Below are 14,690 nucleotides of genomic sequence, written 5' to 3'. Positions count from 1 at the left end.
GACCAGCTCTTTGAGCCGCGCATCGCTGATACCCGGCTGAGCCGAGTTCGTCTCTGTCTCACGATCAATCACATCAGTCATAGTGGCGTATCTCCTTTCAGAGTTACACCGTTGTTCTTACAGTCCCAATATGGCGGCTCCACGAAACTCGGGGTACATCACTACGGATACTGTCAGGTAGAGACCGATCTAGGCGATCGCACGTGTCACCAAAGTCGTCATCAAGTTACCTCTTCCTGTCACAAGCCGGAGGGTTCGGCGCATCGCGGATCAACCCTCACACCTGTTGGACCCTAACGAGTGTCACTGTTGAGCGGGACCCATCCGACCTCAGTCGGATGCATCGTAGCGAACGGGAGTGGTGTTGTTTTGGGAATATTGGGTGATGAAATCGGTTGGATCCGCCGAGGTTGGTATCCACATGGTCGGAAGATTCCAAGAGCGTGATGTTTGGGTGCCTTTTGTGGGTCCCAATGCCGCTATACGCATTTCGATGCTGTCCAACGCGTTTTGGCTGCGCGTAGACCCAGCCCATGCTTGTAACGATCTCCTGAGAGCGTTGGGTCGGTGGCGTCGAGTTGGTCGAAACTTGCTTGAAAGAATTTGAGGTTGCCCCAGTCGGGCTGTGCCCTGGATGGACACGGCATGATGGGTACGTGAACCTTGACGAGCTCTACTGCGACCTGCATGCGCATCCAGAACTTTCCTTCGAAGAAACACGCACGGCTGCAATCGCTGCCGCGGAACTTCGGGCCGCAGGGTTCGCTGTTATCGAGGGCGTCGGAGCCACGGGGGTCGTCGGTGTGCTTCGGAACGGTAGTGGGCCGACGGTGCTGCTGCGAGCTGACATGGATGCATTGCCGGTGGTGGAGGCCACTGGTCTGGCGTATGCCAGCATCACATCAGGTGTCATGCACGCGTGCGGGCATGACGTGCATGTTGCCTGTCTGATCGGCGCGACTCGGGAGCTTGCCGCGACGCGGGGGGATTGGAGTGGCACGGTCGTGGCTGTGTTTCAGCCAGCCGAGGAGGTCGGGCGCGGCGCGCAGGCAATGCTCGACGACAGGCTGTATGAAAGAGTGCCGATACCGGATGTCGTACTCGCCAGCACGTCGGGCCCGCACCCGCCGGGATGGTCGGAGCTCACTCTGGCGCGGCCTTCGCTTCAGCTGACAGCATCGACATAACGGTGCAGGGACGTGGTGGACACGGATCGAGGCCCGAGACCACGATCGATCCGATCGTCATCGCTTCGTCCATCGTCGGGCGGTTGCAGACCATTGTCTCCCGGGAGATTGCGCCGAAGGAGACCGCGGTGGTTACCGTTGGGCGGCTCAACGCCGGCACAAAGAACAACATCATCCCTGACAGCGCGGAGCTTGGCCTGACCATTCGCTCCTACAGTGAGGATGTGCGGGAGCGTATGTTGGCTGCGATCGAGCGCATCGTGAGTGCCGAGGCGGCAGCGTCCGGAGCGCCGGATCCTGTGATCGTGCGGGCGGAGTCTTTTCCCGTTACGGTCAATGGAGACAATGCTACTGAGCGCACGATGGTCGCGTTCCGGTCGGCGTTCGGCGACGACACGGTCTTTGACCCCGGGCAGGTCTCGGGAAGCGAGGATGTCGGTTTGCTCGCTACTGCTGCGAGTGCGCCGTTGGTCTACTGGATTCTCGGGGGTACGCACCCGGCAACGTATCGGGCCGCTGCGGAGGCAGGGAGCATCGACCGCGATATCCCATCGAACCACTCGGCCTATTTCGCTCCGGAAGTTCAACCGACACTTAACCGTGGGGTCGCTGCCTTGGTGATCGCCACTCGGGAGTGGTTGCGAGTCTGAGCCTGGTCGAGGGCCACACGCACGCGTCTTCACCGCCAAGACGACGAAGTTAGTCGGACCGACGGCGTAACTGTGCACATGATCGTCGCCGTCGACGTTTCGTACTCAACCCGCCCATCTAGATCTGATTGTCTACACGGGAATCGTGGGCAAGGCGCATGATCGACTCTATGAATCCAGTCGGTTGCCGACATTCTGATCTTGAGCTTCGCCGTTCAGCCGGATATGGACGCGATCATTGACAGTTTCGCCCAGTCCTATTTCGCTGAACGGCTATGGTCGGTCCATGCTTATTGCACGGATGCAAATACTAGGACTGATTGTGGGTCCGGCGATTTTTGGGCTTTCGCCGCTGTTCTGGAACGACGGGCATTACGGAGTGGTCGGTGGCATGCTCATCGCTGTATCGACCGTGCCGTGGGTGTTCGGGCTCCTAGGTGAGTACGAGAAGCTGCGTGCCCCCTTCCCGGTTGTGTCTGGGCTGTGGTTCTTGCTGGTGCTGGTAGGCATGTTCGGGACTGTCGCGTTCGGGCTGCAAGGTTTCTTCGAGGGTGTCTTCGGCGTCGACGACAGTTCGGCACTAGCGTCGTTCGCCGGCTACCCGACGGCCGGCACAATCATGTTGCTGCTCGCGGGGCCGACCTTTCCCTTCGCGCTTGTTGTGTTTGGAACCATGCAGTGGCGTGCCCGCACGGTTCCGCCGGCCTGCGCTGTCCTAGTGCTCATCGCGGCGGTTGCGTTCCCGATCGCCCGAGCTACGCGTGAGGTGCCCGTAGCAATCGTCGCCGACCTCGTGATGATAGCAGCGTTCTGCGGAGTGGCGTGGTATGCGTGGACAAGGCAGATCGCCGCCGTCGACAACTCTTGACTCTGTATTAGTAAGTGACCGAATTATTCTGTACTGCAATATGATACGAAATGCGAGGTGCCGCGATCATATCGGTGTTCTTGTCGGGTTAGGCAGGACTTGATGAGTCACCCTGACTGCCAGTGAAAGCTGTCCAATCGGTGCCATCAAGACGATCTTAGTGAGGACGGAAGGTGTCAGGTGTTCGCGATCGTCAGTGTCGACACAGGCGCTCGCACCGCAATCACGCGGGTGATCACTACTCGCAGCATCGTGCTTTCCGGTTTTCCTCGTTCACCTCCTTACCACGGAATCAGGTCATCTAGTCGTCTGGCAGCCAGACAGGCACCATATTCTCGAAGACAGCTAGCGGTCGTCGGGCGTGGAGAACGATTCGGCACAAACCAGCGGTTGATGTGGGATCTCAAACGCCGCCTCGCTGAAGTGGCGCGGTTGGGGAAACCCGATCTGCTTTCGCTCACCTGGACTTAGGCACTGACCTTGACAACGAAAGGATTCAAGCCTTTGACCGCACAGACGTATGTCGTCGTTGCCGAACTAGATGTTGCGGGTACGGACGTTGATGACGCGGGACTGAAGTAGACGGGCTGGTCCTCGGCGCGAGAATAGGAATTGCGACATAGCCGTTCTCGACCAAGAAGGACCAGCCCTGTGACACACCGTAATGCCCCACTCACCGTCGAGGGAAGACGACGCCTGATCGAGCGGTGTCACGACCGCCCGATCGCCCACGTCGCCGCCGAAATGGGCATCTCCCGACAATGCGCCTCCAAGTGGGTCAACCGGTATCGCAAGTACGGTGACCTGGGATTACAGGACCGATCCAGCACGCCGCACCATCAACCGACCGCTACAGCGGCAGGGCTTGTGGCCGAGATCGAAGCAATGCGCCGGAGCCGGAAATGGTCGGCTTCACGAATCACGTTCGAACTGGGCACCGACGGCATCGTCATTGCTCGTCGGACGGTCACGAGAATCCTGCGGAGCCTGGGATTGCACCGTCGCCGGTTCATCGACCCGAACGGCGAAACCAACCGAAAACCCCAGGTCATCGCCGCCAAGCGACCTGGTCAGATGGTCCACGTCGACGTCAAGAAAGTCGGGAAGATCCCGGACGGCGGCGGGTGGCGTGCCCACGGCCGCGGCTCCGACAAGGCCAAACGATCCCAACGCCGGAAAACGAAGAACAAGCAGGCCCGCATCGGTTACACCTACCTGCATTCCGCGATCGACGGCAACACCCGCCTGGCGTACACCGAAGCCCGCGACAACGAAACCGCAGCAACAGCCATCGATTTCATGAACAACGCCCGCGTCTTCTTCGCCGCCCACGGCATCACCCGTATCGAGCGCGTGATCACCGACAACGGATCATGCTACCGGGCAGCAGATTTCACCGTTTCATTACGCGAAGCGCGGCACTACCGGATCAAGCCGTACACCCCGAAACATAACGGGAAGGTCGAACGCTACAACCGTATCCTCGCCGAAGAACTGCTGTACTCCCGCGAGTACACCAGCGAAGCTGAGCGGCGCACTGCCGTCGAAATCTGGAATGTTCACTACAATTACCACCGACCGCATTCAACACGCGGAGGACGACCGCCCGCCGCTTACCGCCGGCATCGCGTAACTAACGTCCGTGCCTCGTACAACTGATATGTAGAGAAATTTGTCAAGGGACAGGTGGAAACGGCCTCGGGAACGGCAGTTCCCGAGGCCGTTTCCGTTTCGGTCGACGGACATGAAGAACGGCGGGTGACATGTCGATATTCACGACTCGTGGTCAGACTGATATACGCGGGTTGGCTACCGCAGGACGACTGTTCGGCAGGAACGGTGCTGCTGCTCTAGGGTCGGGCGTCGCAATCGGTTCCAATTTCGGAACCTGTTGCTGCCCATAGTTGTTTTCGCAGATCGTTCCTCACGCTGCCATCACGCCCTTTGCGATTGTCTATCGACCGAAATCTAGGGGAAGGACAAGCTCAGGGCTGGTCGTCGACGACCGCCAGCGACCAACACCATCCCGCAAGTTCTCTGGCTACGGCGACATTGGCGATCACCGGACGCTTCTTACGGGCGGTGAACTGCTCCCACCGATGATGCAGGCGGTGGTTGCCGGCATGCCCACGAGCACGCGCAGCGGGGCTGGCTTTCGCCCATCGAGTGCGCATGACCTGTCCAGGGTTGCGGTAGATCTTGCGGTGATGCCATGCTGCCTCGACCAACAACCGACGTGCATGACCGTTGCCGGTCTTGGTGATCGAACCCTGTGATCGTGATGTCCCCGAAGAGTATTCACTCGGCACCAGGCCGACATAGGAACCGATGGTGCTCCCCGTAAATCGCTGCCAGTCGCCGATCTCGACCGCCAACCCGAACCCGGTCAAAGTAGAGATTCCGCGTAAACATCCCAAACGGTGCACCATCGGCGTGTAGGGACTGTTCTCCGCCATCTCCTCGATCGCCGTATCCAGTCGGTCACGGCGGCTTCGGGTGAGCAGCATCGCTTCATAGTTCGAGTCGAACGTGGCCTGCAACGCCGACTGCTCGAACCTCTGACTTCGTAGCCACACATCATGCGCACCAGTCCACGCCGCACCACCAGAATAGACAATGCCCTGCCGCAGAAGAAGTTTCGACAAGCGATGTCGGCATCGCATCAGATCCCCGCGAGCATCCTCACGGGCACGGACCAGATCTCGGGCTGCCTCTTGTTCTACCGAAGGGACCGTGACCTCGACGATCTCGTCCAGTCGGAGCAACCGCGCCAGATGCAGCGCGTCGCGAGCATCGGTCTTGACGCGGTCACCAGCAGGTCTCTGCAATTTCGACGGCGCAACCACCACGCACTCCACACCCGCTTGATTCAGAGCTCGGTACAGGCCGAATCCGGTCGGTCCGGCCTCGTAGACGGCTTTCACCGGACCCGGCAACGAACGCAACCAGGCGAGGATCTCACCGGAGTCCGGACATAATCGTTGTTTCCATACTTCACCGGTTTGACCGTCGATCGCACATGCCACTACAGACAGTGCGTGCACGTCCAATCCGACACTCGTACGCTGATACATCACCGGGGCCTCCTGCAAATGTAGGCACTACCGATCCAGGCTTCGCCTACTCGACAACCCACGGCAACTTGCAAGCGAGTCCCCGGCCCGAAACGGGCCGACCCTCATACCAACTTGTTCAATTGATGCAGGGGATCGTGGTCTGCAGCCATGATTTCCCTAGGCACCGAATCGGGATCGCTCGCTTCATACCTGTCGCCCTAACCGTGGGTTGACTCCTAGACGGCCTGCTGCCCGATCGGTGTCGAACGGCGGGAGTGGCTCAAGAGAGGCCTGCAAAGCCGAAAGTTGGTGTGCCCTCCTCGCTACCGAAACGAAGTCGAGTCGAGGAGTAAGTGATGGCGCAAGTGCTCGAGCATTCCCGAAGTCAGGTGATGATCGCCGTTGATCCACACAAGGCGTCGTGGACCGCAGCAGCGGTCGACGCTTCGCTGCAATTGTTGGCCACGGTTCGGGTGCCGGTCAGCGACGACGGTTACCGAGAGCTGCGCCGATTCGCCCGAAAATGGTCGAACACCCACTGGGCGATCGAAGGTGCCACCGGCCTGGGAGCGCCGCTGACGCACCGCTTGGACGATGACGGTGTGGAAGTAGTGGATGTCCCGGCGAAGCTGGCGGCGCGGGTACGACTGCTCTCCACCGGACATGGCCGCAAGAGCGACGACGCCGACGCCGCCTCGATTGGGGTGGCCGCACTGACCGCGCAGGGGCTGAGCACAGCCCGGATGGATGCCGCGGTGACCGCGCTGCGCGCGATCGTCGAGCACCGCGAGGACCTGGTCAAGACCCGCACCCAGACGGTCAACCGGCTGCACGTCGTGCTCACCCATTTGATCCCTGCGGGCGCTCCCCGAGGTTTGAGCGCCGATGGTGCCGCCGAAATGCTGCGCCGGGTTCGCCCCCGCGATCTTGCCGGCAAAACTATGCGCGGCCTCGCCGTCGATCTGGTCGCAGAGGTGCGACAACTGGATAGACGAATCGCCAAGGCCGTCGGCGATATCGAAGCAGCCGTCGTCGAGTCCGGCAGCTCACTGACCGAGCTGTGCGGGATCGGGGTTCTGAACGCGGGCAAGATCCTCGGCCGGGTCGGCTCGATTCACCGGTTCCGCTCGAACGCTGCGTTCGCCAGTTATACCGGTACCGCGCCCATCGAGGCTTCCTCCGGTGACGTTGTCCGTCACCGACTCTCGCGGGCCGGAGACCGGCAACTGAATTGCGTTCTGCACACCATGGCCATCACCCAGATCGGTCGAGATACGCCCGGACGCGCGTATTACCAACGGAAACGAGCCGCTGGAAAGAGCCACATGGAAGCGTTGCGCTGCTTGAAGAGGCGACTCTCGGACGTCGTTTACCGGCAGCTTCTCCGCGATTCTGAGACAGAGCTGGCGGCAGGCCCGGGAGGACACTCGGGGGCGGCTCTATCGTCCTGCGCGGCCGGCTGACACCCCGCACACCGGCACTTCGGACCAGTCACTTCCCGAACCCACCAGATTCCACCCTACAACCGGCACCACGGGTTCGGATTGACACAGAGAGGCGCCGTCTAGACATACAATTCGACGAGAACGTCATCGACGAGCAGCTTCGCATAATTGACCGACAGCCATCCCGGTGTCCAGGTGCTGCTTCGTGATGGGCGCATAAGACTGAAGATCATCCGCCGTGTAATAAACGACGGCATCCAAATATTCCAGCGGATTCTGGCTCAATACCGCTGCGACAGCAAGGGTTTTGAATGTGGAACAGAACGCGAAACGCTCGTCAGCTCGATACTCGACCATCCCTCCCGTTCTCGGATTGGCCGCATATACACCCAAGCGGGCATCGTATTTGTCTTCGAGATCAGCCAGGAGGTGGGCTCGATCCTCTTCGCTTGCCGTTGACGTTTGAGAACTTGTCGTCGAAGGATTCTTCGCTGAACAACCGGCAAGCGGTACCAGCACCGCTGCGCCCAATAGCGTCCGACGCGTAACACCGCGAAACATCGTCATTCTCGCCTCTCTTGGCTATAGAAATACAGGTTGGTGAAAATGTGGATCGGCAGGGCAGGAAGCCCCGACTGGTCCGACGGCGACCCGATCGGAAAAGTGGGTCTTATCGGTCAATATCCAAGGGGTGCAGGAAGTGTCCGGCGATATCGAGTGCAGGGTTCAACCAGCCCATTCTCTGTTTCATACCGCTGTGTATGGCACTGGCTGTCAGTCCGTTGGGGATGTTTGTGTCCGGCTGACCCGGGACGTCGCTAACCCGTGCATCCCCCGAGGGCGTTCAGCTTCCGTAGCTGGTGGAGCCACTCGACGATCCGGTGATCCCACAGAAGAAACTGAAGAAATCACTCGACCCGGATGTGCTTGCGGACTCGCTGCCGAACGCACCGGCGCTACCACTGTCACTTCCACTACTCGCACTGCCGCTCGATCCTGTGCCGCAGCCCGGCGGCGTGACAGAGGTGACGGTGAGCGTCGCTGCAGTCGTGGTCGCCGTGCCGCCCGCGTTGGTGAACACCGCACGGTATTGAGTACCGCTCTGTGCCAGCGTGGCGTCAGGGACGGTCAGTGTGTTGCTCGTAGCGCCAGGGATATCGGTGAATGTCGTTCCGCCATCGGTGCTTTGCTGCCACTGCACAGTCTGGGGAGTTGCGGACGTCGCGTCCGCTGTGAACGTCGCGGTGTCACCTTCGGCAACGGTGACATCAGTTGGATTGGTGATCACTGTCGGCGCGTCGACTTCCAGCCCGATCTTGGTCAACGTTCCAGTGGTGATGCTGGTAACGAAGGTCAGGTGCCGTGTCGGATCGGTCGCGGTGTAATACGCCGTCGGGGCGGGAAGTGTCTGCGCCACGGCGCCTGTCGCGGCATCGAGGATGGCGACCAGACCACCACTTTGGAAGGGGACAGTCATGAACGATGTGCCGTTCGTCAGGTCTTGGGACTGGAAGTAGGTGCTGTTGAACGGGATAGTTCCCGTTTGAGTGTTGCTGGTGAGGCTGAAGATCGCTGCCGGCACCGGCCCTTGCTGTGAGATGAATGCACCTGCATTGTCATTCGTGAGTGCAACTTGGTGGGCAGAGGAAAATCCAGTCCATGTCGTGGTCACGACTCCGGTCGTCGTGTCGACGAGGCGTACGTTGCTGGCACCACTGGCCACATAGAGTGTTGATCCTGCAGGATTCACGGTGATGGTTTCGGACGCGTTGGGCATCGTGATCGAGGGCAGCGTGGTAGGTGCGAGCGGGTTGGTGGCGTCGAATACGCTCAGAAAGGTCGAGGAATAGTTGGCGACATAGATTCGCTTGTTGGCAGTTGATCCGTCCGGAATCGCGGGGTTGCGGTGCCAGGCCGGCGAATCCTGCGAGTTGGTCGACGCTGGTGAACGCGGCCATGTCGCCGCCGGTGGCGGCGAGGAATTCCGCGGCCAGCAGTGGACCGAAACCGGGCAGGCTCACGATGATGTCGGCGGAGCGATGTCGGCGAAATCGTTCCTCGATCGCGGTGTCGAGTTCGGCGATTTCCGCGTCGAGGGTGATCACCGCCTGCGCAAGTCGGGCGATCATCTGCGCGGCCACCGTTTCCCCGGGCAGCGAGATGCTCTGCTGCGCGGCCGCTACCGAGGCTTTCTGTGCCAATGCCGCTGCGCCGCGGACGTGCTGCTTACGCAGCCATGCTTCGATTCTGGCGACTCCGGCGCGGCGGATCGCGCTCGGCGTCTGGTACCTGGTCAGCAGCATCAAAGGCCCTTGGTTGGTCAGGGTCAGGGCACGTTCGAGCGTTGGACAGACCTCGAGCAACTGTGCCCGCAGGCGGTTGATCTGCCGGGTGCGGTCGAAGACCACATCGAGGCGGTGACCAGTCAAGATGCGCAGGTCTACAGCGATGTCATCGCCAGGCCGCAGCAGGCCGAGGTCGCGGCGGACCCGAGCCTGGTCGGCGATGACGAACGCATCGCGGGCATCGGTCTTTCCCTCACCTCGGTACCCGGCCGCGGCCCGGTGCATCATCAGGCCGGTCAGGTACGCGACTGGCTGACTGCGGGCGGCGAGCAGTCCGATCACCAAGGCAGCACCTCCTCGATTGAGGTCGATCGCCCACAACAGTTCGCCACCAGCTGCCAGCGTGAGTGCCTCGTCGATCAGAGTCGTCAACGCGGTCTCGTCGTTAGCGATCCGGCTCGAGAACAACCGCTGACCGGCCTCGTCGATCACCACACAGTGGTGATGCTCTTTACCGATATCGATTCCAGCCCACAACTTGTTCGGCACCAGCTTCACCCTTCGATCGATCTGCTCCATCCGTGCGGTTCCCTGGCAACGACCTCCCCGGCTCAGTCCTACAGCAGCGATGGCTCGCGATTCTCAATCAGCAGTCGAGTCGTTGCAGAAGCTGCGGGTGGCCATGTCCTTGAAGCAGTCCGTGCCGCACCAACATGACAGCCATACCCGCAGCTCCCAGGGGCTCTCCGATCTTACGAATGACCGGATCAAACCCGCACCTAAGAAAGTAGGACACCGACATGAGCACCGCAATCATCAACCTCGAGGAAACCGCTTCGATCACCACGTCGGGCTTGCGGCCGCCGAGAGCGTCGGCGACGTCGTCACCGAGAGTGTCCGAGGGCGCCAGGGTGCGGTTGGCACCGAGGCGAGATGCCCGATCGAGTCGTTGGTCGGCGACCCTGTGCCCGCAAGCCTTGCTCACCGCTGCGTTGGACGTTGGGACCATCCGGGCGCAACAGCACGTACCGCTGCCGACCGTGCTCCATTCGTTTCGAATCGACCTACGCACGCTGTGGGATGCACTCATCGCCGAAGGCCGATACCTTGATCTCGCTGCGCGAACCGACTTCCTCGAACTGTTGTCGGTCATAGTGTGGGAGACGGTCGAAACGAGCACCGAGGAAATGGTGCGCGGCTACCAAGTTGCTCAAGGAGGACTCGAGGAGATTCGAGCCGAGGCATTCGACCAACTGCTCATAGACGGAGCAGCTAATCACGTCGCCGTTGACAACGCCGCCCAGATTCTCGGCCTGCCAGTCTCGGGTACATTCCTGTGTCCTGTCGGGGATTTTGGCGTTCCCCAACCCGAGCTAATCGGCGGCTGCGCCCATCGATTGAGTTCCAGCGGCATCGCTCACCATTTCGGTTGGTACGGACATGAGTTACGTGCGATCGTTCACCGTCCGAATACCAGAACCAACCTCATCGACTATCTTGTCGCACTGGAGGACCACGTCTGCACCGTGGTGGACGCCGAGGGACTCGCACACGTTCCTGGCGCAATTCGCCTTGCACGGACCACAGTCGAAGGCCGAGTCACTCCAGGGGTGCGCCATGTGCGCGAGACCTGGTTGCACACTATCGCAGCTGGAAACGCCGAAGTAGCCGATGCTGTGCACAAGGCAGTGTTCGGTCCACTACAAATGCTGAGCGAGTACGAGCGCACCGCTCTGTTGGAGACTGTCGGCGACCTGGTCGCGTACGGGGGAACTATCGCGAACATCGCCGAACGCACACAGGCACCGAAACACGGTGCGCCGACGCCTTCGGGACTTCACCACCCTCACTGGGCTCGATGTCACAAGCACCAGCGACCTAGCTGTCACGGCCCTCGCGTTGACCGTCGAACAACGCCGTTCACACAGTGGATAGAGAAGGATCAGCTACGACTTTCGCGCACCGATGCCGGGTGCCTCAACTGGAATGTTATTGATGGCGCTCGGAATCGTGCCGGGCCCGGGCGACGGTCGAGAGGTCACAGCTGCGCCCGACTTGGCCACTCTCCGGTGGCACTACACCCGACCACGCGCTCTGCCGCACCAGATCATGGACTCACCCAGGTACTGGGCCAGTAACTCGCGGTCTTCCGCAGCCCGCAGATAGCGTCGGGCAACATCGCAATCCGATTGTTTGTGGGTGTGCGACCTTCAATGAGGCTGAGTTACCAGCGTCCGCCACTGCTGTTCGGCTCGGGCTTAACGGATTACCAGCATCGCCCCCGGCGATCCGAAAGCGTCCCGCTCGTCCCTCCCGATTGTGGAGCTGAAAATTCTTACCGTTCAGGTCAGTCGAAAGTCGTATGCCTAATGTTCTTGTTCTGGCGCGTTAGGAGTAGCGTTCCGCTTCGGTGACTATCCGATAATCTTCGTGCCGAACCTTCCGACCTATCGTGATGAGTAGGATATTTTCGATGACGACATTGCTAACACGTGCGGTCGCCTGGATTGGACTCTACTTGGCAGTGGCAGTAATGCCGCTAGTGTTCGCGGTGCTCGGTCACCCCGGTCCGGGTCGGGGTTTCCTGACCGAATTCTCTGTCGCACTTGGCTTTATCGGGCTGTCGATGATGGGGATGCAGTTCGCACTGGTGGCACGCTTCCAGGCAGCGGCTGAACCCTTCGGCGAAGATGCCCTAGTTCAATTTCATCGCGAGATCTCCTATGTCGCCTTGGCGTTCATCTTGGCGCACCCGATCCTCCTGCAGCTGGCGGGAATCGACATCGTCGGACTGCTCAACCTTGCGCACGCCCCCTGGCGTGCACGGTTCGCGGTCACCTCGACAGTGCTGCTGCTGGTGCTCATTGCCACCTCGATCTGGAGACGGCGGATGAATATTCGCTACGAGGTGTGGCAAGTGCTCCACGGGGCGATCTCGGTGATAGTTGTCGCCTTCGCCGTGGCGCACGTGTTCCTGGTCGGATATTACGTCGACCATGCCTGGAAGAAATGGTTGTGGGCGATCATGACCTGCGCGTTGATCTTGCTGTTGCTGTGGGTTCGGGTGATCCGGCCGCTCGAGCGCCTTCGTCGCCCCTGGAAGATCAAGTCCGTGGTCCACGAACGCGGTGACGCCGTGACGTTGACGATGATCCCAGTCGGGCACAAGGGTTTCCGGTTCGAGCCCGGGCAGTTCGGCTGGCTGACCGTCGATCGGTCACCGTTTTCGGTGACGTCACATCCGTTCTCGTTTTCGTCGAGTGCCGAGAACGCGTCAGTGCTGTCCATGACGATCAAGGCGCTCGGCGACTTCACCTCCACCGTCCGAACTATCGCCCCGGGCACCCGCGCATACATCGACGGGCCGCACGGCGTCTTCACGCCAGATCGCAATGAAGGACCGGGATTCGTTCTCATCGCAGGAGGTGTCGGTATTACTCCGATGATCAGCATTCTGCGCACCATGGCTGACCGCAGCGACAATCGACCGTATCTGCTGTACTACGCCAGCCGCTCACTCGACGACATCACATTCGACGAGGAACTAGAAAGCCTTAAACGTCGTTTGAACCTCACCATCGTCAATATCCTGATGACGCCACCCGAAGGGTGGACCGGTGAACAAGGCTACCTCGATCGCGAAATGATCGTCCGCCACCTGCCTGATCGCTATCAGCGACTGCAGTACTTCACCTGTGGGCCCGCCCCGATGCTCAATGCTGTCGAGGAGTCACTGACCGAGCTGGGAGTGCCGGCGCAAAATCTTCACACCGAACGATTCGTTTTCGTCTGATCGGAGTCCTGATGCGACACGTTTACACCACCCGCGCCGTCATCCTCATTGCGCTCCTACTGCTAGGAGCGTCGGCCTGGTTCGGTCTGGCGATGCACTGAATTAAGCTTGTTCAGCCGCAACGACTTTCTGGATCGAAGGGGTTGCGGCCGAACGAAGGGTTTGAGTTTAGGCAGCACCCCGATCTACTCTCGCCCGTCCTGAATTCACTACCGACCGTGACAATGAGAGGGTTCGAATCCTGTGACGCAACAGGCGTATGTCGTCGTCGCCGAACTCGACATGCAATTCGACGAGAACGTCAGCGGTGAACTTCTCCCGCCCATAATCGATCACCACGGTGCCGTCCAGCGCTCGGAACTCGGCTGGGTCGAAGTCGTATTCACCATTCCTGCCGTATCCGTCCGGCAGGCCACCACCGCTGCGCTGGAAATTCTCGACACGTACACCTTAGGTTTGCTGTCCCTGCGTGTGCTGACCGCCGCTGACTTCGACCGCATCGCCGATGCAATCGAGACGCCACGGCTCCTTTCCACCGTTCACGCTGCAAAAGTCCTCGGCATTTATCGTCCGCCAGGATGATCCCGTAGCGATCAAGGAAACGAAACGGTCATCGGCCTAGGTGTCGAGGTTTCTTGGTGAAGCGAGTTAAGCGTATGACGAGCAAGGGCATGTGAGAAGTGGCGTATACGGCAGTATTGCTATTGTTCGCGCCATGCGTATCGGACTGATCGCGATCGACGGCTGCTTCGGTTCGGCTGTCGCGTCGGTCATCGACATCGTGCGGGTGGCCGACGGAGCCCGCGGCGATGTCGACCCGCGGATCGACCCGATCGAACTCGCCATCCTCGGACCGAAACGGAGAGTGACCACGACGGCATCGATGACCCTGTCGGTGGACCACCCGCTGTCGGAGTCCGCAGAGTTCGACGTGGTCGTCGTCCCTGCGCTTGGAACCCTCACGGCCGCCGCTACCAACGACGCCCTCCAGAGCCGAGATGCTCGTTCGGTCATCGCCTCGCTCGGGCGCCTCGACGACGCGACCACCCGGATCGCCGCGGCGTGCACCGGCGTGTTCGCTGTCGCCGAGACCGGACGGATGCATCATCGGCGGGCGACGACCAGCTGGTTCCTGGGGCCGGAGTTCCTGAAGCGCTATCCGACCGTCGCCCTCGATCTCGACACCATGGTCGTGGTCGACGGGAACCTCGTCACCGCCGGCGCCGCGTTCGCCCACATCGACCTCGCGCTCTCACTCGTGCGATCGATCAGCCCCGATCTGGCCCAACATGTCGCCAAGCTCCTCATCATCGACGAGCGTCCGTCGCAGGCGGCCTTCGTCGCCTACGAACATCTCCGGCACGAGGACCCGATCGTCGTCGAGTTCGAACGCTTCGTGCGCGCCC

The 14,690-nt window shown here is 60.6% G+C and carries 13 protein-coding genes; 9 read left to right on the top strand and 4 right to left on the bottom strand.

Annotation, left to right across the window (positions count from 1 at the left end; genetic code table 11):
* Nucleotides 1-656 precede the first annotated feature (656 nt).
* The 4 genes from G8767_RS36650 to G8767_RS33755 all read left to right on the top strand — a co-directional run bounded on the left by G8767_RS36650 (nt 657) and on the right by G8767_RS33755 (nt 4,364).
* Nucleotides 657-1,187, top strand: coding sequence for a M20/M25/M40 family metallo-hydrolase (locus tag G8767_RS36650; protein WP_003945383.1), 531 nt, complete (start codon nt 657-659; stop codon nt 1,185-1,187).
* Between the two features lie 2 nt (nt 1,188-1,189).
* Nucleotides 1,190-1,837: a peptidase dimerization domain-containing protein gene (locus G8767_RS36645; protein ID WP_003945380.1), complete on the top strand. Its 648-nt coding sequence runs from the start codon at nt 1,190-1,192 to the stop codon at nt 1,835-1,837.
* Between the two features lie 322 nt (nt 1,838-2,159).
* Complete coding sequence (locus G8767_RS33760; protein WP_346843064.1) at nt 2,160-2,705, top strand: hypothetical protein; 546 nt, start codon at nt 2,160-2,162, stop codon at nt 2,703-2,705.
* 651 nt (nt 2,706-3,356) lie between these two features.
* Entirely contained in the window at nt 3,357-4,364 is a 1,008-nt protein-coding gene (locus G8767_RS33755) for an IS481 family transposase (RefSeq protein WP_166814107.1), read from the top strand.
* A gap of 326 nt (nt 4,365-4,690) precedes the next feature.
* Here the strand turns inward: G8767_RS33755 and G8767_RS33750 are convergent, their stop codons facing one another.
* Complete coding sequence (locus G8767_RS33750) at nt 4,691-5,782, bottom strand: IS110 family transposase (RefSeq protein WP_198402553.1); 1,092 nt, start codon at nt 5,780-5,782, stop codon at nt 4,691-4,693.
* 335 nt (nt 5,783-6,117) lie between these two features.
* On the opposite strand from G8767_RS33750, the gene G8767_RS33745 reads away from it, so the two are divergent.
* Nucleotides 6,118-7,224: an IS110 family transposase gene (locus G8767_RS33745; protein ID WP_166814105.1), complete on the top strand. Its 1,107-nt coding sequence runs from the start codon at nt 6,118-6,120 to the stop codon at nt 7,222-7,224.
* A 126-nt stretch (nt 7,225-7,350) separates the two neighbouring features.
* On the opposite strand, the gene G8767_RS33740 is transcribed toward G8767_RS33745, so the two are convergent.
* The 3 genes from G8767_RS33740 to G8767_RS33730 all read right to left on the bottom strand — a co-directional run bounded on the left by G8767_RS33740 (nt 7,351) and on the right by G8767_RS33730 (nt 10,040).
* Complete coding sequence (locus G8767_RS33740; protein ID WP_166814103.1) at nt 7,351-7,773, bottom strand: serine hydrolase; 423 nt, start codon at nt 7,771-7,773, stop codon at nt 7,351-7,353.
* Between the two features lie 277 nt (nt 7,774-8,050).
* Nucleotides 8,051-8,788, bottom strand: a complete 738-nt coding sequence (locus tag G8767_RS33735) for an immunoglobulin domain-containing protein (protein ID WP_166814100.1) — start codon at nt 8,786-8,788, stop codon at nt 8,051-8,053.
* A gap of 34 nt (nt 8,789-8,822) precedes the next feature.
* Nucleotides 8,823-10,040 carry an IS110 family transposase gene (locus tag G8767_RS33730; RefSeq protein ID WP_166814098.1) on the bottom strand — a complete coding sequence of 406 codons (1,218 nt, stop codon included), beginning with the start codon at nt 10,038-10,040 and terminating at the stop codon, nt 8,823-8,825.
* Between the two features lie 251 nt (nt 10,041-10,291).
* On the opposite strand from G8767_RS33730, the gene G8767_RS36105 reads away from it, so the two are divergent.
* The 4 genes from G8767_RS36105 to G8767_RS33710 all read left to right on the top strand — a co-directional run.
* Entirely contained in the window at nt 10,292-11,629 is a 1,338-nt protein-coding gene (locus tag G8767_RS36105; protein WP_240952979.1) for a hypothetical protein, read from the top strand.
* 335 nt (nt 11,630-11,964) lie between these two features.
* On the top strand, nt 11,965-13,284 hold the full coding sequence (locus G8767_RS33720; RefSeq protein WP_166814096.1) for a ferric reductase-like transmembrane domain-containing protein: 1,320 nt from the start codon (nt 11,965-11,967) through the stop codon (nt 13,282-13,284).
* Between the two features lie 243 nt (nt 13,285-13,527).
* Complete coding sequence (locus G8767_RS33715) at nt 13,528-13,866, top strand: DNA-binding protein (protein ID WP_166814094.1); 339 nt, start codon at nt 13,528-13,530, stop codon at nt 13,864-13,866.
* 133 nt (nt 13,867-13,999) lie between these two features.
* Nucleotides 14,000-14,690, top strand: a 691-nt coding sequence (locus G8767_RS33710) for a DJ-1/PfpI family protein (RefSeq protein WP_166814092.1), incomplete at its 3' end; no start/stop codon positions are given.

The organism is Rhodococcus sp. IC4_135, from assembly GCF_011602025.1.
GTDB lineage: Bacteria > Actinomycetota > Actinomycetes > Mycobacteriales > Mycobacteriaceae > Rhodococcus_F > Rhodococcus_F baikonurensis.
The sequence above is the reverse complement of the archived record's forward strand: the minus strand, read 5'-3'. Positions and strand labels throughout refer to the sequence as shown.